The sequence below is a fragment of the Pseudomonas sp. NA-150 genome (assembly GCF_044336365.1).
Classification (GTDB): Bacteria; Pseudomonadota; Gammaproteobacteria; order Pseudomonadales; family Pseudomonadaceae; genus Aquipseudomonas.
In genome coordinates, this window is the sequence record NZ_CP172305.1 from 456,543 (window position 1) to 481,118 (window position 24,576).

Consider the following 24,576-nt stretch of genomic DNA (forward strand, 5'->3'; position numbering starts at 1 on the left):
GTCTTGCGTTGAGTTCATCTCCTATTTCCCGTGTCAGGAATCTTCGATGTTGGCGTATCACCAAAAAAGCTTTCTTATCGTCGACGATTTCTCCGATTTTCGCAGTTCAGTCAGGTCCATGCTGCGTGAGCTGGGCGTCAAGGAAGTAGACACCGCCGACACTGGTGAGCAGGCGCTGCGCATGTGCGGCCAGAAGCGCTATGACTTCATCCTGCACGACTATCACTTGGGCGACGGCAAGAAGAACGGCCAACAGGTGCTTGAAGACCTGATGATCGACAAGCTGATCAGTCACGAAAGCATATTTGTCATGGTCACGGCCGAGACCAGCCAGGCCATGGTGCTCAGCGCCCTTGAGCACGAGCCGGATGCGTATCTGTCCAAGCCGTTCAACCGCTCCGGCCTGGCCCAGCGCCTGGACAAACTGGTGCAGCGCAAAAACCTGCTCAAGCCGATCCTGCAAGCCCTCGACCGCGGCAAGCCTGCCGAAGTGTTGTCCGCCTGTGCCGCGCTGTGTCAGCAAGACCCACGTTATGCACCGTTGTGCCTGCGCTATCGTGCCGACGCCCTGCGCGATCTGAACCAACATGAGACGCTGGAGAAATTTCTCAAGGGCATCCTCGCCGACCGTCCTACCCCTTGGGCGCATGCGGCACTGGGTGCCTTGCTATTCAAGCGCGGTCAGATGAAAGAGGCGCAGGCAGTTTACGAAGTGGCGCTTAAAGCGTTCCCGATGCTGCCGGCACTCTACGACGGCATGGCCGAAGTGCTGGTCGCCCGTGGCGAGACCAAACGCGCGCAAAGCGTGCTGAATGAAGCGGTGCGTCTGTCGCCACTGGCGGTACGGCGACAAACAATGTTGGGCAAACTCGCGCTGGCCAACGAAGACTTCGAAAGCGCCTCCCGCGCGTATCGCCAGGCGGTGGCTCAAGGGCAGCATTCACGGTTCAAGAACCCGGAAAGCAACCTCGGCCTCGCTCAGGCACTGATCAGCAAAGGCGGTGAGCAGGGGCTCGACACCCGCACCCGGCTGGAGATCAACCAGACGCTGAGCGAAGTCGCCAAACAAAACGAAGGCGACCAAGGGCTGCAGGTGCGCGCGCGGCTGATGAAAGCCACCAGCATGTTCAAGTCCGACCCTGAAACGGCGGGGAAACTCGTCGAGCAAGCCATGGCGCGCCTCGATGGCATGGAGCAGTTCCTCTCCGCCGACGCTGCGCTGGCCGTCGCCGCACAATTGCAAAAACTCGGGCATGAAGAAGCCGGCACCGCCGTCCTGAAAAGCGTCGGCGAGATTTACGGCGACGACCCGGTTGTCATGCAAGGCATCGCCCGCCTGACTGACGACCCGGCGATCCTTGGCGCCAGCAAGGCCGCCGTCGACCTCAACCTGCAAGGCGTGCGCAGCTACAAAGCGGCCAACCTCGCTGAAGCCCAGGAGTTGTTCCGTAAAGCGCTGGCGTTGCAACCGAAAAACATCAGCATCGCCCTCAACCTGGTGCAATCGCTGCTGCACGGCGCAAGCGCCATACTGCCGCCCGCTGTGTTTGAAGAGTGTCGATCCGGCCTGAACATGATCGACAAAATGCCCGACACCGACCCACGCTACCCGCGTTATGAAAAACTGCGAATCAAGGTGCTGGGCGAATGAATGACATGAGCAAAGGCCTCGACTTCTCCACTGTCATCGCCTCCACCGTGCATGACATGAAAAACTCGCTGGCGATGCTCATTCAGGCCCACAGCCAGTGGCTGGCGCGGCTGCCCGACAGCCAGCGAGAAACCCCTGAACATGGGGTCATCGAATACGAATTCGCCCACCTCAACGGCATGCTCGTGCAACTGCTCGGCCTTTACAAACTGGGTGTCAACCAACTCCCGCTGCGCCCCGACTACCACGAACTCGACGACTTCATCGAGGCCCAACTCGCCTGTCACCAGGAAGTCCTCGACAGCCGCGGCATCGCCGCCAGCTACCACATCGACGACTTCAGCCCGCTGGGTTTTTTTGATCGCGAACTGATTGGCTCAGTGATCTCCAACATCGTCACCAACGCAATTCGCTATGCGCGCAGTGCGATATCGATCAGCGTTGCCGAGGAAGACGGGCAGCTGGTGTTGGCGATCAACGACGATGGCCCTGGCTATCCGGCGCAGATGATTGAGAGCCAGATGGACTATGTGCTGGGCATCAATCAGAGCAGTGGCAGTACCGGATTGGGGTTGTACTTCGCGGCGCGAATAGCGGAATTGCATGAGCGCGGCGGGGTGAAGGGGCGGATTGAGATTGGTAATGGTGGCGCGTTGGGTGGGGGCGAGTTTCGGGTTTGGTTGCCGTGAGGGGGGAGGTAGCTAGAGTCGTGTGATTGATCTGACAAGAATTTTAGCCAGTCAGAGGAGCGAAGAACGAGCGAACCCCTGTTTGAATATGACCCCGCTGCGTCACTCAGCGACCCAGAGTCTATTGCGGTCTTTGTAGCTGACGCGTTTGAGACAGGGGATGCGGGCTACATCGCCAAGGCGATGGGCGTCGTCGCCCGAGCTTCTATCTCTGTAGGAGCTGCCGAAGGCTGCGAATGGCACTAGAACGCGTCAATTGTTCTGGCCTTATCGCAGCCTTCGGCAGCTCCTACAGGATACGTCGCCGCTACCGGTATTAACGCGGCTTGAACGCCGCCGAAACCAATCCTCGCCCATCCAGGTTTTCCAGCAAGGCGCGGTAGCCCATCTGCCATGCCGGTGCGCGGTCGCTGGTTGTTACCCGATTGACCAACGTGCCGAATTTGGCGCTGCTGATGGCGACCATGTCGCCCTCTTTGTGGGTGAAGCCACCGCCCGGTTGGTCGCGGTCTTGCTTCGGCGCAAACAGGGTGCCGAGAAACAGCACGAAGCCATCCGGGTATTGGTGGTTCTCATTGAGGGTTTGTGCGACGAGATCCAGCGGATCGCGGCTGATCTGGTTCATCGAGCTGCTGCCGTCCATGATGAAACCGTCCTTGCCGACTACCCGCAGAGACACCTCGGCAGCGCGCACGTCGTCGATACTGAACGTCTCATCGAACAGACGCAGAAATGGCCCGAGGGCGGTCGAGGCATTGTTGTCTTTGGCCTTGGACAGCAGCAGGGCACTGCGGCCTTCGAAGTCACGCAGGTTAACGTCATTGCCCAGCGTCGCGCCCTGTACCTTGCCGCGGCTGGATACCACCACCACCACTTCGGGTTCGGGATTGTTCCAGCTGGATTTCGGATGAATGCCAATCGCCGACCCGTAACCTACCGCCGACAGCGGCTGAGCCTTGGTGAATACTTCGGCGTCCGGGCCGATGCCCACTTCGAGGTATTGCGACCACATCCCCTTGCTGATCAGTACTTCTTTGAGGGTGGCGGCCTGGAGTGAACCGGGTACGATTTGTCCGAGGTCGATGCCAATGCTTTCTACCAGGCTGGCGCGAATGCTCTCTGCCTTGGCCGGGTCACCCTTGGCCTGTTCTTCGACGACACGCTCCAGCATGCTGGTGGCGAAGGTCACACCGGCGGCCTTCACCGCTTGCAGGTCAATCGGCGCCAGCAACCATGGCTGACTGTCGTCGCGCAAGGAAGCGTCGCTGTTGCGCAGCAGTTCGTCGAAGCCAATCAACGATTGCTGCAACGGCAAGCTGCGCAGATAACTGACGGGATCATCCAGCTCAAGCAGCGCTGATACGGTCGCAACCCGAGCGCTGATGTCGTACACCTGACCGTCTCTGAGCAGGACCACAGCTGGCCCCGCCGTGTTGCCGGGAATCCAGACGCGGCTGATCCAGGTGCCTTGGGCCAGATCCTGGGCCAGTACATTCAACTCCGACAACGTCGTTGCCGTGGATGTTTGGGACATTGACGAAACCCTCTAGTGGAAGTGGTCGACTCAGTGGGAATGACGTGGATTGCCGCTACGGGCGATAACCCGCAGGTGCAAGGTGGCGGGCTCCAGGCAACCACCGGTGGACAGTTGGCCAACCAGTTGCCGGTAGAGTTCCTGCCAAGGGGTTTGCGACGCCGGGAACGATGGCTTGAACTCCGCCTGGCGACGTGCCATTTCACTTTCGTCGACCAGCAGGTCGACACGGCGGGCATTGAGATCGACACGCAGCCGGTCATTGGTTTTCAGCAGCGCCAGGCCGCCACCGACGGCCGCTTCAGGCGACATGTTGAGGATTGACGGGCTGGCGGAGGTGCCGCTCTGGCGACCATCGCCCAGGCACGGTAACGAATCGATCCCGCGTTTTATCAGGGCCGCTGGCGGCGCCATGTTGACCACTTCGGCGCTGCCTGGATAACCCACGGTACCGCAGCCACGGATCACCAGAATGCAGCGCTCGTCGATGTCCAAAGCAGGGTCGTTGATCCGTGCGTGGTAGTCCTCGGGGCCTTCAAAAACGATCGCTCTGGCTTCGAAGCTGTTTTCCGCGCCCGGTTCCGACAGGTAGGTTTTGCGGAACGCTTCGCCCACCACCGACATCTTCATGATCGCGCTGTCGAAGAAGTTGCCGCTCAAGACGATGAACCCGGCTCGCTGAATCAGCGGGTCCTGATAAGAGTGAATAACGTCGGTATCACTGGCGGCCGCGTTGCTGACGATCTCACCGATGGTCTTGCCTGAAACCGTGCCGCAGTCTTCATGCAGCAGGCCGGCTTTCTGCAGTTCGTGCATCACAGCAGGCACACCACCAGCGCGGTGGAAGCCTTCGCCAAGGTATTTGCCGGCCGGCATGCAGTTGACCAGCAATGGCACGTCTTCACCGACGCGCTGCCAGTCTTCCAGCCCAAGATCGATGCCGGTGTGCCGAGCGATGGCGATCAGGTGCGGCGGGCAATTGGTCGAGGCGCCCAAGGCCGACGCTACCGCGATGGCGTTCTCAAAGGCCTCGCGGGTCATGATCTGAGACGGGCGAATATCCTGGCGCACCATCTCGACGATGCGTTTGCCGGTGGCATAGGCCATTTGTCCGCGCTCACGATAGGCCGCTGGAATGCTCGCGCAGCCCGGCAAGGACATCCCCAGCGCTTCGGCGAGGGCGTTCATCGACAAGGCTGTGCCCATGGTGTTGCAGTGACCAATCGACGGCGAGGCCGCCGTAGTCATTTCCATGAAACCTTCGTAGTCGATCTCACCGCTGGCCAGCAGATTGCGTGCATGCCAGAGCACGGTGCCGGAGCCAATCAACTGGCCCTTGTAATGACCGTCAAGCATCGGGCCGCCCGACAATACGATCGCCGGCAAATCAACGGTCGCCGCAGCCATAAGGCAGGCGGGTGTGGTCTTGTCGCATCCAGTGGTCAGCACCACGCCATCCAGCGGGAAACCGTGGAGAACCTCGACCAGGCCCAGATAAGCCAGATTGCGATCGAGTGCGGCGGTGGGCCGACGGCTTTGTTCGGCCATCGGGTGCACGGGAAATTCCATGGGAATGCCGCCGGCATCGCGAATGCCGGCCTTGGTGCGTTGCGAGAGTTCGATGTGATGGCGGTTGCACGGGGCGAGGTCGCTGCCGGTCTGTGCAATACCAATGATCGGCCTGCCGGACTGTAACTCCTCGCGCGTCATGCCGTAATTCATGAAGCGCTCGACGTACAGCGCAGTCATGTCGGCATGACTGGGATCGTCAAACCATTGCTGGCTTCTGAGGGGCAGAGGAGTGTTTTCAGGCATGGTTTTTATCTCTTGTTAGATGGACATAACCGGCTGCTGACGAGTGAAAACGAGAGGGATGAAGCAGCCGCAAGCATTCGATTTGATCCGATGTTACCGGTAACAATTTTTTTGTAAAGACCTGCATTCAACTTCATCAGGCGCCGCAAGTGGCCTGCGGGCTGCGGTTTCGGGATGGATAACCGGGCGGGGATAATCAGCATGTATAATCGGCGGCCGTCAGCGCCAGCAGCAGGGTTTTATCTTTCGCTGGGTCATTCTTCAGGAAAACAGGGCGTCCATGAGTCACGAGGAATCAGGCAAAATCACCACGCCGCCGCGTATGGCCGATGTCGCCAAACTGGCGGGCGTTTCGAAGATGACCGTGTCCAGAGTCCTGGCCGGTCGCGATGTATCGGAGCGTACCCAGGCGGCGGTCCACGCGGCGATTGAAAGCCTCGGTTACTTGCCGGATGCCTCCGCCGGGACCCTTTCTACCGGGCGCTCCGAGTTTATCGTGGCCTTGGTACCGTCTTTGGCGAGCTCGAACTTCGCCGACACCGTGCGCGGTCTCAACGACATCGTCCGCGAGCATGGCCTGTGCTTGCTGTTGGGCGACACGGATTACCACCTGGAACAGGAAGCCTTGCTGGTGCGCACGTTGCTGCGTCATCGCCCGGTAGGGGTGATGCTGACCGGCAGCGCGCACCTGGAGGAAACGCGCAAGCTGTTACGCCAGGCGCAGGTTCCCGTGGTTGAAACCTGGGATATCCCCACTGATCCGATTGAACAGTCCGTCGGTTTCTCCAACGTGGCAGCCGCTGCTGCCCTGTACGAGCACTTGATCGAGCGCGGATATCGGCGGATCGGCTACATCGGTGGCGCCTCGGTCCTCGACCACCGTGGTCAGCAGCGTCAGCAAGGTTACTTGCAGGCTGTCGCCGCGCTGGGGGTAAGTGAGCCGCGAGTGATGGAGTATGGCGAGTCGCCGATCACCATGAGCCATGGTGGCGAGTCAGTGAAGCGGTTACTGGAAAAGTGGCCGGATACCGACGCAGTGATGTGCGTCAGTGACCTGTCGGCGTTCGGGGCGGTCATGGAGTGCCATCGACAAGGCTTGAGCGTGCCGAGTGACGTTGCAATCGCCGGATTTGGCGACTTCGAAGTCTCGCGTTATTGCACGCCAACCATCACCACTGTCTCGGTCGATCCCTATGGTATTGGCCGGCGCGCGGGGCAATTGCTGCTGGCCAGTGCCTCGGCACAACGGCTTGGGCTGCCACGTCCGCGCGAATCCGACGTCGTCGAATTCAAGATCCTGGCGCGCGAAAGCACCTGAAAATTTTTAAGCGGGCCTGCTTGCATTGCCGTGAAACTAATTGCTAAATTAAAAATGTTACCGGTAACAAGCCTCTTGCAGATTCCTGCTCTTCGTGCGGATGACTCAACATCAGTCCCTACGACTCAAGGTCGCAAGCCAAAAACAAAAACAATCGGCATGACAACGTGCCTTGAGGTCCAACACATGGAATCAGTATCTCAGCGTCCCCTCGAAGGGGAGGGCTCGGCGGAGCTTACCTTTGAGGATCGGACCTACCGAAAGGTCATCCTGCGCATCTTGCCGATCCTGTTGTTCTGTTACATGGCGGCGTACCTGGACCGTGTGAATATCGGCTTCGCCAAGCTTGATATGCTCAACGATCTGCAGTTCAGCAATACCGTTTACGCCCTCGGTGCGAGTATTTTCTTCTGGGGATATTTCCTCTTTGAAGTCCCGAGCAACCTGTTGCTGCATCGGTTTGGCGCACGGCTGTGGATTGCCCGGATCATGATCAGCTGGAGCATCGTCTCGGTTGCCGTGGCGTTCACAGTGCCTCTGGCGAAATTCTTTCACGTTGAATCAGAAACGACGTTCTACGTGCTGCGCTTCCTGCTCGGGATATGCGAAGCCGGTTTTTTCCCTGGCGTGATCCTCTACCTCAACTACTGGTTCCCGACCCATCGGCAGAGCCGCGTGATGGCCGGTTTTCTCATGGCCATGCCGATCAGCCTGACCCTGGGCGGGATTCTTTCCGGGTGGTTGATGGGCGCCATGCAAGGTGTGCACGGCTTGGCGGGCTGGCAGTGGATGCTGCTTATCGAAGGCATTCCGTCGCTGGTAATGGCCGTCGTGGTAGTGACTATGCTGGTCGACAACATCGACAAAGCCAAATGGCTGACCCCCGCAGAAAAAAGCATGCTCAAGAACAACCTCAACCAAGAGAAGACCAGCAAGGCTTCCGGTCTTCGCGATGTGCTGTTTAACGGGCGGGTCTGGTTGCTGGTGTTGATATTGCTGACGTTCAACACCGGCTTTTACGGGCTAGCGTTCTGGATGCCGACCATCATCAAGTCCACGGGGATTTCCAACACCCTGCACATCGGTTTGCTGACCGCGATTCCTTACCTCACCGCCATCGTGGCCATGACCTTGAACGCGTGGCACTCCAACAAAACCGGAGAGCGCCGACTGCACGCGGCCATTCCCGCTTTCATCGGCGGCATAGGGTTGATCTGCAGCGCCATCTTTGCCCACAACCTGCCGGTATCGATTTTCTTCCTCAGCGTTTCAGCTTCCGGCTTGTTGAGCCTCATGCCGATTTTCTGGACATTGCCGGGCACAGTGCTGTCGGGCGTGGCGGCGGCTGCGGGTATCGGCATGATCAATGCGATCGGCAACCTGTCGGGGTTCACCGGCTCGATGATCACCGCCATGGCCGAAACCCTGACCGGTGATATGAACAACGGCACCTATGTGCTGGGTGGGTGTTTGTTGGTGAGTTGTGTACTGATTCTGTTGATTCCGAAGGCGATGCTGGCGAAGGACGTCAAGGCGTAGCCCTGCTCGCAAAGGTTGCAGCGATCAACCGATAGTCGCCCCTTTGGGTCACAAAGGGGCGTTACCTGTCAGTCCAGCGTCCTGCCCTTGGTTTCGGGCAACAATAAGGCCGCAATCAATACCACGCAGTAAGCGCCACCGGCAAAAGCGCCGATTGCCAGGCCGAGGCTGCTTTTGCAACTAGTGCCAGGTTCGGTCAGGTTTTCGACTTGTTTCGGACTCAGCTTACCCATTGGTTTCCCCTTATTGTCCCTTCTGTCCCCCCACTTCATCGTCGGATGAGGTCAGATGGCGTTGAACACCATTGGACAAGGGCATGTCTGAAACGCCCGGAATAGCTAGGCTATCAGGAGGATTCTCGGATGGGGCAGGATTATTTCAGGCATTAAAAAGCCGGCTTGTGGCCGGCTTCTCGGGGACGGGCTTGGTTTATTTTTGGTAAACCGCATCCGCCTTCAAAGTGTGCGATCCGCAGGGGATCGACGGGATAGGGGTACGAGGCGAGGGTGTTGCTCGCGTCGGTAAAACGTGGCGCGGATCATACTGGGGTTTGGAGGGGATGCCCAGCTTTTGGACCAATCATTCTTTATCGGCCGACTGGTGGGGCGCTCTCGCAGGCAAGCCTGGCACAGAGGATTTGTGTATGGCGCAACGCTGCGCACAACGCAGATCCCCTGTAGGAGCTGCCGCAGGCTGCGATAAGGTCCGAAGGACCTTCAGCAAAGCTGAGAACACGACTGCTTCGCAGCCGATCGCAGCCTTCGGCAGCTCCTACAGGGGGCAAGTGTGTTGCCCGAAAACACCGAATCTCCCACAGAGGAAGCCGGACCGCTACACCTTCTGTTTATGCGCCTACCCGAAACGATGCCGGTCGTCGGCGGGTGTTTAATGTTGACCACCAGAAAACCCATCCGATGATCTGGATATTTTGTTGCTGAATTTGTTCTGCGGCGAATATTTCGTCCGGGTATTCGCCGCTGTTGTGGCTGCGCAGGCGCAGGGCGCCGCCTGGCAGGCGATAGAGGTATTTCACACGGAGCATGCCGTCGTGTTCGAGGGCGTAGATTTCGCCGTCGGTGATGTGGGTGAGCCCACGGTCGATGCCGATGACGGAGCCGTCCTGGATTTTCTCGGCCATGCTGTTGCCGATCATCGGCGCGCAGACCGCGTCGCTCGGCTCGACGCCGACGGCCTGCAGGGTCCACAGCGGCAGGCGCAGGGTGCGACCGACGACTTCGGAGACGATGGTCTGGTCCAGCCCTGCGCTGGCTTGTATCTCCTTGACCAGTGGCAGGTGGACGTATTCCGGGGCCGGCTCGGTCTGGGGGTGGTCGGCCGGGTTGTCGTCGATGGTTTCCGGTTCGTCGCCGGGATGTTTGGAGCCTTCGCCGCTGCGCAGCCAGCGAACGTTGACGGTTAGTAGTTCGGCCACTTCTTGCATGCGCGCCATGGGGATGCCGCGTTTGAACCAGTTGTTGACGTGCTGCGGCGTCACGTTGCGGTTGGCAGCGAAGTCCGTGGCGGAGAGATGGCACTCCCGAAGGAGGGCGCGTAAGCGATCACCTGATGTATTCATAAACGCCGAGTCTACGGAGGTCTCGGGGCTGTTTAAATAAACGAGGTGTTCAAATGAGAGGTGAGTCAGGTCCTGTGCTGAACAGCTGGACTACAGGTTTTCCCGGGTGCTGTAGGGGGTTTCCGGGAGTGTTTCATTTTGAGTAAACCGGCCGGATTCGAGGCGAAAAAAAGCCCCGGTGTCCGTAGAGGATGCCGGGGCTTTTTCACGAGGCTACCGAGGTGGCCTCGTCAGTGGATCAGCCTTTGAAAGCCTTGACCGACTTCATGATTTCGGTGCGGGCTGCTTCTGCGTCACCCCAACCTTCGATCTTCACCCACTTGCCTTTTTCGAGGTCTTTGTAGTTCTCGAAGAAGTGCTTGATCTGCTCAAGCAGCAGAGGTGGCAGGTCGGTGTACTCTTTGACGTCGACGTACAGTTGCGACAGCTTGTCGTGCGGGACTGCGATGACTTTGGCATCGCCGCCGCCGTCGTCGGTCATGTGCAGGATGCCGACTGGACGTGCGCGGATCACCGAGCCTGGCGAGACCGGGTAAGGGGTCACGACCAGCACGTCGAGGGGGTCACCGTCGTCTGCCAGGGTGTTCGGGATGAAACCGTAGTTGGCCGGGTAGAACATAGGGGTGGCCATGAAACGGTCAACGAACAGGCAATCGGTTTCTTTGTCGATTTCGTATTTGATCGGCGCGTGGTTGGCCGGAATTTCGATCGCGACGTAGATGTCGTTCGGCAGGTCTTTACCAGCCGGAATCTTGCTGTAGCTCATTGGGCGTTGCCCCCGTAGTTAACCAGTCAGGCTTTGGTCATAAAGACCAAAAAGTGGCCGCGATTATAGGCATATTTAAAATCTGGCGCTACGGATGGCGATGGAGCGCAGCTTAGTGGTGCGACGTATAGGCCGGATGTTCGTGTTGCAGGTGTCGCAGGCGGGCGAGTGTGTCTTGCCGATAGAAGCCTTTGAGTTGCTGATACACGGCTGGGTAGGCTTCGGCGAGGACGTCCGGGGCGCTGAAGAAGTATTCGCTGGTCACTGCGAAGAATTCGGCGGGGTTTTCCGCCGCGTAGGGATCGATGGCGGTTACAGCGTCCGGGTCGTGGTCCAGTTGTCGGTTCATGTGGTCGTAGGCGCTTTGCATGGCTTTTGCCCAGTCTTTGCCGTGCATGTCGCGGTGCAAGGGCGGCATGCCGTTGGCGGTGCCATTGAGCATATCGAGCTTGTGCGCCAGTTCGTGGATCACCAGGTTATAAGCGTCCCAACCACCACTGGCCAGCACCCCTGGCCACGCCAGAATCACCGGACCTTGCAACCAGGCTTCGCCGCTGTGCTCGGCATCCCACTCATGCTCGACGCCGCTGGGGTCGCGGTGTCGCTGTGGGCTGACGAAGTCATCGGGGTACAGCAGCAGTTCGTGAAAGCCCTGATACCAGTTGAGGTCGCCCAGGTTGAGCAGCGGCAATTGGGCCTGGGCGGCTAGGAACAGGCGTTGCTCATCGTCCAGGTCGACCCCGGGCAGGGCGTTCAGGTGTTTGTCTTGCAGGAAAAATACGCAGTTGTCGCGCAGACGTTGGTCCTGTTCGGCATTCAAGCCGTCGAGAATCGCGATTCGTTGCCGAATTCGATTCCAGACAGCTTGATCGACGGGGTGCCGGGCGAGAACCCGGCGTCGACGCCAGCCGTTAAGCGACCACATCGTGGATCAGCGGGCGTTGGCGGAACGGCCCATTCGGCTGCGCACCATGCCGATGATCATAGGGATCAGCGACAGCAGGATGATTGCCACCACCAGCAGCGACAGATTCTTCTTGATGAATGGCACGTTGCCGAAGAAATAGCCCAAGGCCACCAAGCCGCCAACCCAAGCAATGGTGCCGACCACGCTAAAGAAGAAGAAGCGCAGATACGGCATCTTGCCCACGCCGGCCACGAATGGCGCGAAGGTGCGGACGATCGGCAGGAAGCGCGCCAGGGTCACGGTTTTACCGCCATGAACCTCGTAAAAGTCGTGGGTCTTTTGCAGGTAGTCACGGCGGAAGATCTTCGAATTCGGGTTACTGAACAGTTTTTCGCCCGCCGTTCGGCCAATGACGTAGTTGGTGCTGTCGCCGAGTATCGCCGCGAGCATCAATAACCCACCGAGCAGGTAGGGGTCCATGCCACCGCCGGCCGCCACTGCGCCCGCGATAAACAGCAGGGAGTCGCCAGGCAAGAAAGGCGTCACCACCAGGCCGGTTTCACAGAAGATCACCAGGAACAGGATCGCGTAGACCCAGGTGCCGTAATTGGTGACGAGCATGTCGAGGTAAACATCGAGATGCAGAATAATGTCGAGCGGGTTGAAATCCATGTACGGCACCTGTGTGGATGACCCGGCCTTGGGTCGAGCGCTTGGAAAGGGCTGCATTATAGGGTGATAAACGAGCCTCGCTTGAGCAGTTTGTCGCTCAATGTGTGAATAAAGTGTCGGAATTGAGACTGCGAGGGTTACCAGATGTTGCCTGGATGCAGGAGGTGCTGGCACTGCAGGAATAATCTGTAGGCGCTGCCGAAGGCTGCGAACCATTGGTCGGGGGGCCGTTCCGGCCTATCGTCCGAGTGCGGCCCAAACCTTCGGCAGCGCCTACAGGGGATGTGATTTCAATCTTCGCTGATCGGCAACACATAGTTGATGAACTGCGTGTCGACGCGGAAGCCGATGGATTCGTAAGTCTTGCGCGCAACTTCGTTGTTGCTGCTGGTGGAAACGCGCATGCGCACGGCCTGGGTTTCCTTGGCCATTTTTTTCGCGCTTTTGATCAGGTGGTCGGCGACCAGCATGCGGCGGGCGTCTTCGGCGACGTAGATGTCGTTGAGGATCCATACGCGCTTGAGCGACAGCGAGGAGTAACTCGGGTAGAGCTGGCAGAAGCCCATCAGCTTGTTGTCATCTTCGTCGTGCAGGGCCAGGTAAATCACTGACTCTTTACGGCGCAGGCGCTTTTCCAGGAAGGCGCGGGACGAATCCGGGAACGGCAGCTCGCCGTAGAACTCGCGATATTTGACGAACAGAGGGGTTAACAGGTCGAGATGGTCCAGCGTGGCTTGGATGATCCGCATATTGGGGTCTCACTTCACAATGGGGGATGACCGTAAACGGCTCGATCAGCCAGTCGTTTTTCGATGCTGCCTGAAAGCGATTAGAAAGTGCAATCTAGAGTCACTCAATCGTCATCTTTTGCCAGTAGGAAGTTTCCGTTTGGGTTGGTGGAAACGTCTGAATCGATCGTCAGCACCTGCGTTTCATCCTTCAAGTTGACCCCTGACAACTGCCGTCGGCAGGCTTCGCGCATCAGATACAACAGGCGATGTGCGGCCATGGCGTAGCTCAAGCCCTCTAGGCGAACATTGGAAATACAGTTGCGATAAGCGTCGGTCAGGCCTACTTTCGGCTCGTAGGTGAAATACAGGCCGAGGCTGTCCGGCGAACTCAAACCGGGGCGCTCGCCGATCAGAATCACTGACATTTTCGCGCCCAACAGTTCGCCGACTTCATCAGCCACGGCGACCCGGCCCTGTTCAACCAGAATGACGGGCGCCACGGACCAGCCTTCGGCGGCGATCTGTTCCTCCATGCGCTCCAGAAACGGCAAGGTGTGGCGATGCACCGCCAACGACGACAAACCGTCGGCCACCACAATTACCAGGTCGACGCCGCCCGGATGAGCCAGCGCATAGTCGCGCAGTTGTTGAGCCGACGCGTCATTCAGGCGCCGCCCGAGGTCCGGACGTTGCAGATAGCTGTCGCGATTGAGCGCCGCGCTGTGCAGCAACAAGGTGTCGCGCCCATGCTCGGCCAGTTGAGCGCTGAGGGCTGCGTGATCGAAGGGCAGATGCACGGCGTCGCGAGCCTGGGCGTGGGCGTACTGGAAGTCCAGTTGCGCGCTGGTCGGCAGGCTGGTGCCGGTGCGGCCGAGGGCAATACGGGCGGGCGTCAGGCGACGCAACTCCAGCCAGGGATTCAGAACCTTGTTGGGCGAGATGTCTGGGCTCTCTGTAGGAAGTTTATCCACTGGCAAGTCGCTCATTTTAATTGTGCCAACGCCTGGCGAAAGGCCGGCGGCAGGTTGTCGCCGAAGCGTACGCGGCCATCGGCCTGGGTGAAGATGCCCATTTTCTCCAGCCACGCTTCGTACTCCGGCGCCGGGCGCAGGCCGAGGGTCTGGCGTGCGTAGAGGGCGTCGTGGAACGAAGTGGTCTGGTAATTGAGCATGATGTCGTCGGAGCCGGGAATACCCATGATGAAGTTGATTCCGGCTACACCCAGCAGGGTCAGCAAGGTGTCCATGTCGTCCTGATCAGCTTCGGCATGGTTGGTGTAACAAATGTCGCACCCCATGGGCACGCCCAGCAGCTTGCCGCAGAAATGGTCTTCCAGCCCGGCGCGAATGATCTGCTTGCCGTTGTACAGGTATTCAGGGCCAATGAAGCCGACCACGGTGTTTACCAGAAACGGATTGAAATGCCGCGCCACGGCGTAGGCGCGGGTTTCGCAGGTCTGTTGGTCCATGCCGTGGTGGGCGTTAGCCGACAACGCGCTGCCTTGGCCGGTTTCGAAATACATCAGATTTTGCCCGACGGTGCCGCGATTCAGGCTGAGGCCGGCGTCGTATCCTTCCTTCAAAATGTTCAGATTGATCCCGAAACTGGCGTTGGCCGCTTCGGTGCCAGCGATGGACTGGAACACCAAATCCAAAGGTACGCCGCGATTGATCACTTCGATGGAGGTGGTGACGTGGGTCAGCACGCAGGCCTGGGTCGGGATCTCATAGCGCTGGATAATTGCGTTGAGCATCTCCAGCATCGCGCTAATCGATGAAGTGCTGTCAGTGGCGGGGTTGATGCCGATCATGGCGTCGCCATTGCCGTGTAGCAGGCCGTCGAGAATGCTGGCGGCGATACCGGACGGTTCGTCGGTCGGATGGTTGGGCTGCAGGCGGGTCGACAGGCGTCCGCGCAAGCCCAGGGTGCCGCGAAAACGAGTGACCACGCGGATCTTTTGCGCCACCAGTACCAGATCCTGTACGCGCATGATTTTCGACACGGCGGCCGCCATCTCAGGCGTCAGGCCGGGGGCAAGGGCGCGCAGACTGACTTCGTCGGCGTGATCGCTGAGCAGCCAATCGCGCAGACCGCCAACCGTGAGGTGGCTGACCACGGCGAAGGCCTGATTGTCGTGGGTATCGATGATCAGTCGGGTGACTTCATCGTCCTCGTAAGGAACCAACGCCTCTTCGAGGAAGTGCTTGAGCGGGATATCGGCCAGCGTCATCTGCGCTGCCACGCGCTCGCCGTCATTGGAGGCCGCGACACCGGCGAGAAAATCTCCCGAGCGTGCAGGGCTGGCTTTAGCCATGACGTCCTTGAGACTGTCAAAACGATAAGTCTGGGCGCCGACTGAATGGGAAAAGCTGGCCATACATATTCTCCATGACGTTCGGCCAGAATCCAGTCAGGCCGACGGTAAGCAGCGAACCAAGCAATTAATACTCCATCGAGGGGAACATCGCCATTCATCGGGCCAAAAGCGGCGGAATAGGGCGTAGATGGGTAGGTTTTGCGCAGAAAGCAGCATGTAGGAGCGGGCTTGCCCGCGATTGATGCGATGCGGTGTGTCAGTTGCATTGCCATCGCGGGCAAGCCCGCTCCTACAAAGGGCAGAAACAGCAATGGCCTCCGAGGAGGCCATTGGCTGTTACAACGCTGGAAGCTTAGAAAAAGCCCAGCGGATTGGTGTCGTAGCTCACCAGCAGGTTTTTCGTCTGTTGGTAATGCTCAAGCGCGACTTTGTGGGTTTCGCGGCCGACGCCGGATTTTTTGTAGCCACCGAACGCTGCGTGCGCCGGGTACAGGTGGTAGCAGTTGGTCCAGACGCGACCGGCTTTCAGTGCACGACCGACGCGGTAGGCGCGGTTGATGTCGCGGGTCCACACGCCGGCACCGAGGCCGAACTGGGTGTCGTTGGCGATGGCGACGGCTTCAGCTTCATCCTTGAAGGTGGTGATGCTGACCACCGGGCCAAAAATTTCTTCCTGGAACACCCGCATCTTGTTGTTGCCTTTGAGCAGGGTTGGCTGGATGTAGTAACCCGTCGACAGATCGCCGTCGAGTTTCTGCACGCTACCGCCCGTCAACAGCTCGGCACCTTCGCCTTTGGCGATTTCCAGGTACGAGAGGATTTTGTCGAATTGCTGTTCCGACGCCTGCGCGCCGACCATGGTGTCAGTGTCCAGTGGGTCGCCGCGTTTGATCTGTTCGACCTTTTTCAGCACGGCCTGGATGAACTGTGGATAGATCGATTCCTGAACCAGCGCTCGCGATGGGCAGGTGCACACTTCGCCCTGGTTGAAGAACGCCAGCACCATGCCTTCCGCAGCCTTGTCGATGAACTCTGGCTCGGCTTGCATGATGTCTTCGAAGAAGATGTTCGGCGATTTTCCGCCCAGCTCCACGGTGGACGGGATGATGTTGTCTGCCGCCAGTTTCATGATGTGCGAGCCGACCGGGGTCGAGCCGGTGAAGGCGATTTTGGCGATACGTTTGCTACTGGCCAACGCTTCGCCGGCTTCGCGGCCATAGCCTTGCACTACGTTCAGTACACCCGGTGGCAGCAGGTCGCCGATCAGTTCCATCAGCACGCTGATACCCAGCGGGGTTTGTTCTGCTGGCTTGAGCACGACGCAGTTACCGGCAGCCAGCGCTGGCGCGAGTTTCCAGGCGGCCATTAGCAGCGGGAAGTTCCACGGAATGATCTGACCGACCACGCCCAGTGGCTCATGAATGTGATAAGCCACGGTGTTGCCGTCGATTTCGGCGGCGCTGCCTTCTTGAGCACGCAGGCAGCCGGCGAAATAACGGAAATGGTCGACGGCCAGCGGGATGTCGGCGTTCAGGGTTTCGCGAACCGCTTTGCCGTTGTCCCAGGTTTCGGTGATGGCCAGCAGCTCGAGGTTTTGCTCGATGCGGTCGGCGATTTTCAACAGGGTCAGCGAGCGTTCTTGCACCGAAGTCTTGCCCCACGCATCGGCAGCGGCGTGGGCAGCATCCAGGGCTTTATCGATGTCTTCGGCGCTGGAGCGAGGAAACTCAGCGATCAGCTTGCCGTTGACCGGCGAGGTGTTTTCGAAATATTGGCCTTTGACCGGCGGCACAAACTCGCCACCGATGTAGTTGCCGTATTTGGTCTTGAAGGTGACCAGGGCGCCTTCAGTACCGGGATGGGCATAACGCATGGTGAGTGTCTCCTGACTATTGTGGTTATGGGGGAGTACGCGCTGTAGCGCTGCATTAAGCGTAGAGCAAAGGTCGGGCCAGCGCCTTTTGAACCCCTGTTTCTGGGCGTTTTGGCGATTTTGGCAGTGGCGTAACGCCTTGTTTGTCGCGGCTTTGACGCAGTGCGGGTGACACTTTGTACCGGTTTCGGCACAACGGCTGACTCGCCAGTCGGCGCAGCGTTGCAATGACAGGTGTCGAGGAGGATGCTGGGCGGACCTCCCTGGGAGAACAATAAAAAGTGCACAGCAATCATCTGACGCGGCACGCCCAGCAAGTCCTCACTGTCGCCCAAGGCAAAACCCGTACACGCGGGCCAGGCAGCGATCCTTCGATTGCCCGCTCCTGGCTGCGCTGCCTTGAGGACTACCACCTCGATCCCGCCTTGGCCATGGCGCCGACCGTGCTTGAACACGATCGCCTGTTGGAAAGCCGCGAACGTATGCAGCAGGTGCTGACCATCGCTGGTAGCGAAATGGCCAGCCTGCATCAGCAGCTGTCCGGCGCCGGGCATGCGGTGCTGCTGACCGATGCCCGAGGCGTGATCCTCAATTGCGTCACTGCGCCGACCGAGCGCAAGACTTTCGAGCGCGCCGGGCTGTGGCTGGGCGCCGACTGGAGCGAGGCCTGTGAAGGCACCAACGGTATTGGCACCTGTCTGGTCGAGCGTCAGGCGCTGACCATTCACCAAGACGAACATTTCCGCGGGCGGCACACCGGGCTGACCTGCTCGGCGAGCCCGGTGTTCGATCCCCATGGCGAGCTGTTGGCTGTGCTGGATGTCTCGTCGGCGCGCCCGGATGTGTCGCGCCAAAGTCAGTTCCACACCATGACGTTGGTCAATCTCTCGGCGAAGATGATCGAGAGCAGCTATTTTCTGCGCTATTACGGCCATCAATGGCTGCTGCGCTTTCACCTGCAGGCCGAATCGGTCGGAATGTTCAGTGAAGGTTTGTTGGCGTTCGACGGCGAAGGGCGGATCAGTGCGCTCAATCAGAGTGCGCTGAATCTGCTGGGGCAGGGGCGCAACCAGTTGCTCGGCCAGCCAGTGGAGTCGTTGTTCGAGTGTGCGCTGGACGAGCTGCTCGGCCGCGCAAGCACGCAGCCCAGCGCCAGTTGGCCGCTGCGCACGCGTGATGGACGGCGGTTGTTTGCGTTGTTGCGTGGTCAGCCCAGGAGCGTGCCCAGTGCTGCACCGGTGCGCCCAGTGGTCGTGGCACCGTCGATAAGTGGCCTCTGTTTGGGCGATCCGGGATTGCAGAACGATTTCCGCCGGGCGCTGCGTGTATTCGAACGTGATGTGCCGCTGCTGATTAGCGGCGAAACCGGCTCCGGCAAGGAGGCGTTCGCCAAGGCCGTGCATCAAGCCAGTCTGCGCCGCGACAAATCCTTTATTGCGCTGAACTGTGCGGCGATCCCGGAGAGCCTGATCGAGAGCGAGCTGTTCGGCTATCGCGGCGGCAGCTTCACTGGCGCGCGCAAGGAGGGCATGCGCGGCAAGCTGCAACAGGCCGATGGTGGCACGCTGTTCTTCGATGAAATTGGCGACATGCCTCTGGCGCTGCAAACCCGCTTGCTGCGGGTGCTGGAGGATCGGCAGGTGGTGCCGTTGGGTGGCGAACCTCACGCTGTGGATGTGCGCATCGTCAGCGCGACCCACCGCAATCTGCTGGAAAAAGTCGCGGACGGTAGTTTTCGCGAAGACCTGTATTACCGGCTGAACGGCCTCGAAATCGCCTTGCCGCCGTTACGGTTACGCAGCGACAAGTCGCAGTTGCTGGACTTCATATTGGACGAAGAGTCGGGCACACAAGTCGTCTCTCTCGACGCCGCAACCCGTCAGGCGCTGCTGGATTTCGCCTGGCCCGGTAACGTGCGGCAACTGCGCACGGTATTGCGCACGCTGGTGGCGCTGTGTGATGACGGGATCATTGGTTTCGATGAATTGCCGCTGATCATTCGCCAGCAGCCCGCTGCGCCCGCATTGCCAATAGTCAGCGAACATCCGTTGGCGGACGCTGAGCGCACGGCCTTGTTGGCGGCCCTCGAAGGGCAGCGATGGCACATCAGTCACTGCGCAGAGCAACTGGGCGTCAGCCGCAACACGCTCTACCGCAAATTACGCAAGCACGGGCTCAATCGTTCCAGTGGTGCCGGGTTGTTTGGCTAAGCTGAATCTTTACAGCTTGTGTAGTCATTGGGCCGTTGAACTGCCCTTTCTGACGAGGAAGTCCAGATGGGAGACGAACATTCCGGCTACGGTCGCAAGGTAGAACCACCCCCCAGCGATGACACCTTCGAAATCGGTCTGGTCATGGCCGGGGCCATTTCGGCGGGCGCCTATACGGCAGGCGTGCTGGATTTTTTGATTGAAGCGCTGGACGAGTGGGAGGCGGAAAAGAAGCGTCTCAAAGGTACTGCGCAGGAACATTCGATACCTCAGCACAACGTACGCATCCGTGTTGTCACCGGCGCTTCGGCCGGAAGCTTGAGCGCGGCGATTCTCGCGGTCGCCGCGCGCTACGACATTCCGCACTTCAGCACCGCGATTGCCGGTGAGGGCGGATATGCGCATGTCGATGAAGCCGTTCGGGAAATCGGCGCCTCGAACCCGTTCTATAAGGCGTGGGTGCAAGACATGTCGATGGAGCGGCTGTTGGACAGCGAGGACCTCAATCAACCCGGTGCGGCGTTAAGCTCGCTGCTCAACAGCGCGGCGCTGATGGCGATCACCCGGCATGCGCTGGAGTATCCGGCGCATTCGATTCCGGCGGCCGAAAAGGTAACGCGTGATTACCTCGCCGATCCGGTGCGCTATATCTTCACCCTGGATGGTATGTCCGAGCTGTCGGTATTTGCGCCCTCTGTGCCTGAGGATGCTGATACGGGGCGGTCACGGCACAAGGACTTTCGCAGTTTCTCCATCAGCTACGGCGGCAATGCGGCGAGCGACAGGGTCAAGGCGGATGACGTGGTGCTCGATTGGGCGGCCGATGTGCACGACGGTTGGCACGCGTTGGGCATGACGGCACTGGCCAGCGGTGCCTTTCCGATAGGCTTCGCGGCACGGCCTCGGGTGGATTTGGCGCGTAATGAGCTGGCCGGACGCAAGGGCTGCAACCTGCGCGACGGACTGCTGGCCCACCGCACTATTTTAATGATTGACCCGTTCTCCGATGCCGCCGGTGCCAGCGAAACACCCGCGCCGCAACCGCCGGCGCTGTTACCGCTGATTCGACAGTTGATGGGGGCGTGGAGCAACCAGGCTCGGTTCAACGCCGAGGAGTTGGCGCTGGCGGCCGATGAAAGTGTCTACAGCCGTTTTTTGATCAGCCCAAGGCGCGAGCGCCCGGCCGGTGCGACGCAGTTGCACATCGCCTGTGGCGCATTGGGCGGCCTGTCCGGGCTCTTCCACATCGAGTATCGGCATCACGATTATTTGCTCGGGCGGCGCAATGCGCAGAAATTCCTCACCGACGGCTTTACCTTGCCGCTGGGCAATTCCCTGTTCAAACACGCCCGTGAGCATAACGAAGCCGGGCTGCTGGCGATCTGGGGCTCAGATGATGTACTTGATCCCGGGGTCAAACACCTTCCGATCATTCCGTTGGTGCAAAGGCTGCGGTCGCGGGATGGGATCGAGGAGTTGCCCAGCCAGTGGCCGGTCGACCTGTTCAGAGCCGAAAGCCTGCATGACGCGATTTCCGAGCGGCTGGATAAGGTCGTTGGCAAAACGCTGGAGCCCTTGGGTCTGAGTTTTGTCGACCTGACTGCCGCCAAGGCCGGGATGTGGATGATCAAGGGCCGAATGATTGAGGCGGCGATAAAAGCCATTAATGACAGTCTGATTGCCGCCGGGCTGGGCATCCCTGCCGTCATGGTGGCGGACGAAGTGATATTCGCGCCAGAGGTACATCACCTGGAACAGCCGCCTAAAGCGTTGTAAGTGTCGATGGACTGGCGCCCTCGGCGGTTGTCTGTCGAGGGCGTTTTTGTCTCCGTTGCCGCCCAATGCCGCGCTCGATTCTGGCTGGTTTTTAAACAGCGGGTGCGATTTGTGGTCCTCTACGCTAACCTGCGCCCATGTTTTAAGAGGTCGATCATGCATATTCACATTCTTGGCATCTGCGGTACGTTCATGGGTTCGCTGGCGGTGCTCGCCAAAGAGTTGGGGCATCACGTCACCGGCTCCGACGCTAACGTCTACCCGCCGATGAGTACGCAGCTGCAAGCGCAGGGCATCGAGCTGACTCAAGGCTACGACGCTGCGCAACTCGATCCGGCGCCGGATCTGGTGGTCATCGGTAACGCGCTGTCCCGTGGCAATCCAGCGGTGGAGTACGTGCTGAACAAGGGCCTGCCTTATGTGTCCGGCCCGCAATGGCTGGCGGATCACGTGCTGCAAGGCCGCTGGGTGCTGGCGGTTGCCGGGACCCACGGTAAAACCACCACCAGCAGCATGCTGGCCTGGGTGTTGGAACATGCGGGCATGAGCCCCGGTTTCCTGATCGGTGGCGTGCCGCAGAACTTTGCCGTCTCGGCGCGTCTGGGCGATACCCCGTTCTTCGTGGTCGAGGCTGACGAATACGACAGCGCCTTTTTCGACAAGCGCTCCAAGTTCGTTCACTACCGCCCGCGTACGGCGATTCTGAATAATCTCGAGTTCGATCATGCGGACATCTTCCCCGATCTGCCAGCCATCGAGCGTCAGTTCCACCACTTGGTGCGCACCATTCCGAGCGAAGGTCTGGTGATTCATCCGACCACCGAACCGGCCTTGGCGCGGGTGATTCAGATGGGCTGCTGGACGCCGGTGCAAACCACCGGCGAAGGCGGTCAGTGGCAGGCGAGTTTGCTTAGCGAAGACGGCTCGCGCTTTGAAGTGATCTTTGAAGGCGTCGCTCAAGGTGTAGTCGAGTGGGACATGACCGGCCAGCACAACGTCGCCAATGCTCTCGTTACCCTGGCGGCAGCGCGGCATGTGGGCGTGGTGCCTGCGCAAGGCGTCGATGCGTTGAGCGCGTTCAAAAGCGTTAAACGGCGGATGGAGAAGGTGGCTGAGGTCAACGGCATCACGATCTACGACGACTTCGCTCACCACCCGACAGCGATTGCTACCACCCTAGATGGCCTGCGCAAAAAAGTCGGCGACGCGCCGGTGATTGCCATTATCGAACCACGCTCTAACTCGATGAAGCTCGGCGCACACCGTGACGGTTTGCCAGACAGCGTCAACCAGGCCGATCAAGTGGTCTGGTACGCGCCGGCCAACCTGGGCTGGGATCTGGGCGCCACGGCGGCCTTGTGTTCAGTGCCATCGGTGGTCTGCGATTCCCTTGATGCGATCATCGCGCGAGTGAAAAGTCAGGCCCAGCCGGGCACCCAAGTGGTGATCATGAGCAACGGCGGCTTTGGCGGTCTGCACGGCAAATTGGCCGAGGCGCTGAAATGAGTGGCCCGGAACGCATTACCCTGGCGATGACTGGGGCTTCGGGGGCGCAGTACGGTTTGCGCTTGCTGGACTGCCTGGTTCGCGAAGAGTGGGAAGTACACTTCCTGATCTCCAAGGCGGCGCAGTTGGTCATGGCCACCGAGACCGACGTCTCGCTGCCGCCAAAACCGATGATGATGCAGGCCTTTCTGACCGAGTACACCGGGGCCTCGGCGGGGCAGATTCGGGTGTATGGCAAGGAAGACTGGATGTCACCGGTTGCTTCGGGTTCGGGGTCGCCGGCGGCAATGGTGGTGGTGCCGTGCTCTACCGGGACCTTGTCGGCCATCGCTACCGGTGCCTGCAACAACCTGATCGAACGCGCAGCGGACGTGACATTGAAGGAGCGACGCCAGTTGATTCTGGTGCCGCGTGAGGCGCCGTATTCCAGCATTCATCTGGAGAACATGCTCAAGCTGTCGAACATGGGCGCGGTGATTCTGCCGGCGTCGCCCGGTTTTTATCATCAGCCGCAGACCATCGACGACCTGGTGGATTTTGTCGTCGCACGGATTCTCAACCTGCTGAGTATCCCTCAAGACATGCTGCCACGTTGGGGCGAACACCACTTGGGCGCCGATGAATAAGCGACGGATCAAAGGTCTGGCGCTGAGCCTGCTGGTACTGCATCTGGCTGGCTGCGCGACGGCGCGTACCCTCGATGCGGCCAAACCGGGCGCACCAGTGGTGTACGCGGGGACGCGACTGGATTTGTATGCGATAGACCACGGTTGCTGCGCGAAAGACCATTTTGGTGCTGAAGCACCTGAGTGGCCACATGTTGACCTGCCGGGTAGTGCGTTGCTCGATACCCTGCTGTTGCCGCTGTCGGTGTTGACGGTTTTGGGTGTGGGGTTTGGTGCGACGGGTGGGTTTTAACAGTTTGCGATGAACTCACGGTAGGAGCTGCCGAAGGCTGCGAGAAGGCTTTAATCGCAGCGACCGATGCTCGGTCGATCGCAGCCTTCGGCAGCTTTAACAGCTGACGTGCTGTCGGGTTATTTACCCAACTTGCACAATTCCTCGGCTTCAACAATCCGCAGTCCATCCTGCTCTTCCAACGCCAGCCGCCACAGCGCGCGGGCCAGGGTGCAGGCTTCGATGCCGCGATACTTGCCAGGAATCAATTTCGCCAACGGCGCTGCCAACTGTTCAGCCAAGCGTGTTTCGGTGCGGTTACCGATCAACAGCGACGGCCGGACGATGGTCAGTTGTGGCCAGTCTTGCGCTTTGAGCGCCTTTTCCATCTCGCCTTTGATCCGGCTGTAGAAAATGCTGGATTTCGGGTCGGCATTCACTGCGCTGATCACCACCAGGTGCCGTGCACCCAGCTCCCGTGCGCGTCTGCCGAAGGCCACCACCATGTCCAGATCAACTGCACGGAATGCGTCCTGCGAGCCGGCTTGTTTGATCGTGCTGCCGAGGCAGCAAAAGGCGATGTCTACGCGGCCATTCAGATTCGGCAGCGTGATCGTCAACTCACCCACCGGGTTTTCCAGGTGTGTGTGCTCGGATAGTGGGCGGCGGGTCGGCGCGAGAACACGGCTGACAGTGGGTTCGTTGAGCAGGCGATCAAGCAAATGCTCACCGGTCAGACCGGTGGCACCACCGAGCAATATGTGTTGAGGCGTCAGGTACATAGTGTCTCTCCCTTGAT

At 59.6% G+C, this 24,576-nt stretch carries 21 protein-coding genes and 1 pseudogene; 10 read left to right on the plus strand and 12 right to left on the minus strand.

From position 1 onward, the window contains the following. Positions 1-46 precede the first annotated feature (46 nt). The 3 genes and pseudogenes from ACF0H7_RS02255 to ACF0H7_RS02265 form a co-directional block, all read left to right on the plus strand. Positions 47-1,651: a response regulator gene (locus ACF0H7_RS02255; protein ID WP_397451194.1), complete on the plus strand. Its 1,605-nt coding sequence runs from the start codon at positions 47-49 to the stop codon at positions 1,649-1,651. Then, a complete protein-coding gene (locus ACF0H7_RS02260; RefSeq protein WP_397451195.1) occupies positions 1,648-2,340 on the plus strand; it encodes a sensor histidine kinase in 693 nt (230 codons plus the stop codon). The genes ACF0H7_RS02255 and ACF0H7_RS02260 overlap by 4 nt, the downstream gene beginning before the upstream one ends. A 78-nt stretch (positions 2,341-2,418) precedes the next feature. Next, positions 2,419-2,544, plus strand: a pseudogene (locus ACF0H7_RS02265) (transcriptional regulator); the annotation flags it as partial. A 112-nt stretch (positions 2,545-2,656) separates the two neighbouring features. Here ACF0H7_RS02265 and ACF0H7_RS02270 read toward each other — a convergent pair. Continuing rightward, positions 2,657-3,874, minus strand: coding sequence for a fumarylacetoacetate hydrolase family protein (locus ACF0H7_RS02270; protein ID WP_397451196.1), 1,218 nt, complete (start codon positions 3,872-3,874; stop codon positions 2,657-2,659). Between the two features lie 30 nt (positions 3,875-3,904). Next, positions 3,905-5,689, minus strand: coding sequence for an IlvD/Edd family dehydratase (locus ACF0H7_RS02275; RefSeq protein WP_397451197.1), 1,785 nt, complete (start codon positions 5,687-5,689; stop codon positions 3,905-3,907). 280 nt (positions 5,690-5,969) lie between these two features. Between ACF0H7_RS02275 and ACF0H7_RS02280 the strand changes: the two genes are divergently transcribed. Next, positions 5,970-7,007 (plus strand): LacI family DNA-binding transcriptional regulator, encoded by a 1,038-nt coding sequence (locus tag ACF0H7_RS02280; protein ID WP_397451198.1) that lies wholly within the window; start codon positions 5,970-5,972, stop codon positions 7,005-7,007. 186 nt (positions 7,008-7,193) lie between these two features. Continuing rightward, positions 7,194-8,546, plus strand: a complete 1,353-nt coding sequence (locus ACF0H7_RS02285; RefSeq protein WP_397451199.1) for an MFS transporter — start codon at positions 7,194-7,196, stop codon at positions 8,544-8,546. 68 nt (positions 8,547-8,614) lie between these two features. Here the strand turns inward: ACF0H7_RS02285 and ACF0H7_RS02290 are convergent, their stop codons facing one another. The 9 genes from ACF0H7_RS02290 to ACF0H7_RS02330 form a co-directional block, all read right to left on the minus strand. Further along, positions 8,615-8,779 (minus strand): hypothetical protein, encoded by a 165-nt coding sequence (locus ACF0H7_RS02290; RefSeq protein WP_397451200.1) that lies wholly within the window; start codon positions 8,777-8,779, stop codon positions 8,615-8,617. A gap of 611 nt (positions 8,780-9,390) precedes the next feature. Then, complete coding sequence (locus tag ACF0H7_RS02295) at positions 9,391-10,122, minus strand: helix-turn-helix transcriptional regulator (RefSeq protein ID WP_397451201.1); 732 nt, start codon at positions 10,120-10,122, stop codon at positions 9,391-9,393. A 238-nt stretch (positions 10,123-10,360) separates the two neighbouring features. Beyond that, positions 10,361-10,888: an inorganic diphosphatase gene (gene ppa, locus ACF0H7_RS02300; protein ID WP_397451202.1), complete on the minus strand. Its 528-nt coding sequence runs from the start codon at positions 10,886-10,888 to the stop codon at positions 10,361-10,363. Positions 10,889-11,000: 112 nt separating this feature from the next. Beyond that, positions 11,001-11,813, minus strand: a complete 813-nt coding sequence (locus ACF0H7_RS02305; RefSeq protein WP_397451203.1) for a zinc-dependent peptidase — start codon at positions 11,811-11,813, stop codon at positions 11,001-11,003. A 6-nt stretch (positions 11,814-11,819) separates the two neighbouring features. Then, the gene (locus ACF0H7_RS02310) at positions 11,820-12,467 is read right to left on the minus strand and encodes a DedA family protein (RefSeq protein ID WP_397451204.1); all 648 of its coding nucleotides are present in this window, start codon (positions 12,465-12,467) and stop codon (positions 11,820-11,822) included. A gap of 290 nt (positions 12,468-12,757) precedes the next feature. Beyond that, positions 12,758-13,216: a GNAT family N-acetyltransferase gene (locus tag ACF0H7_RS02315; RefSeq protein ID WP_397451205.1), complete on the minus strand. Its 459-nt coding sequence runs from the start codon at positions 13,214-13,216 to the stop codon at positions 12,758-12,760. A gap of 104 nt (positions 13,217-13,320) precedes the next feature. Next, positions 13,321-14,184, minus strand: coding sequence for an ethanolamine ammonia-lyase subunit EutC (gene eutC / locus ACF0H7_RS02320; protein WP_397451206.1), 864 nt, complete (start codon positions 14,182-14,184; stop codon positions 13,321-13,323). After that, positions 14,181-15,575: an ethanolamine ammonia-lyase subunit EutB gene (locus tag ACF0H7_RS02325; RefSeq protein ID WP_397451207.1), complete on the minus strand. Its 1,395-nt coding sequence runs from the start codon at positions 15,573-15,575 to the stop codon at positions 14,181-14,183. Before ACF0H7_RS02325 ends, eutC begins: the two co-directional genes overlap by 4 nt. Positions 15,576-15,867: 292 nt before the next feature. Beyond that, positions 15,868-17,388: an aldehyde dehydrogenase family protein gene (locus ACF0H7_RS02330; RefSeq protein WP_397451208.1), complete on the minus strand. Its 1,521-nt coding sequence runs from the start codon at positions 17,386-17,388 to the stop codon at positions 15,868-15,870. 281 nt (positions 17,389-17,669) lie between these two features. On the opposite strand from ACF0H7_RS02330, the gene ACF0H7_RS02335 reads away from it, so the two are divergent. From ACF0H7_RS02335 to ACF0H7_RS02355, 5 genes are all read left to right on the plus strand, one after another. Continuing rightward, positions 17,670-19,598: a sigma-54-dependent Fis family transcriptional regulator gene (locus ACF0H7_RS02335; protein ID WP_397451209.1), complete on the plus strand. Its 1,929-nt coding sequence runs from the start codon at positions 17,670-17,672 to the stop codon at positions 19,596-19,598. Between the two features lie 66 nt (positions 19,599-19,664). Next, positions 19,665-21,374: a patatin-like phospholipase family protein gene (locus ACF0H7_RS02340; RefSeq protein WP_397451210.1), complete on the plus strand. Its 1,710-nt coding sequence runs from the start codon at positions 19,665-19,667 to the stop codon at positions 21,372-21,374. A gap of 156 nt (positions 21,375-21,530) precedes the next feature. Next, positions 21,531-22,880 carry a UDP-N-acetylmuramate:L-alanyl-gamma-D-glutamyl-meso-diaminopimelate ligase gene (mpl, locus tag ACF0H7_RS02345; protein WP_397451211.1) on the plus strand — a complete coding sequence of 450 codons (1,350 nt, stop codon included), beginning with the start codon at positions 21,531-21,533 and terminating at the stop codon, positions 22,878-22,880. Next, positions 22,877-23,506 carry a flavin prenyltransferase UbiX gene (gene ubiX / locus ACF0H7_RS02350; protein ID WP_397451212.1) on the plus strand — a complete coding sequence of 210 codons (630 nt, stop codon included), beginning with the start codon at positions 22,877-22,879 and terminating at the stop codon, positions 23,504-23,506. Before mpl ends, ubiX begins: the two co-directional genes overlap by 4 nt. After that, positions 23,499-23,798: a YceK/YidQ family lipoprotein gene (locus tag ACF0H7_RS02355; RefSeq protein WP_397451213.1), complete on the plus strand. Its 300-nt coding sequence runs from the start codon at positions 23,499-23,501 to the stop codon at positions 23,796-23,798. Before ubiX ends, ACF0H7_RS02355 begins: the two co-directional genes overlap by 8 nt. Before the next feature lie 119 nt (positions 23,799-23,917). On the opposite strand, the gene ACF0H7_RS02360 is transcribed toward ACF0H7_RS02355, so the two are convergent. Next, complete coding sequence (locus ACF0H7_RS02360) at positions 23,918-24,559, minus strand: NAD(P)H-binding protein (RefSeq protein ID WP_397451214.1); 642 nt, start codon at positions 24,557-24,559, stop codon at positions 23,918-23,920. Positions 24,560-24,576 lie beyond the last annotated feature (17 nt).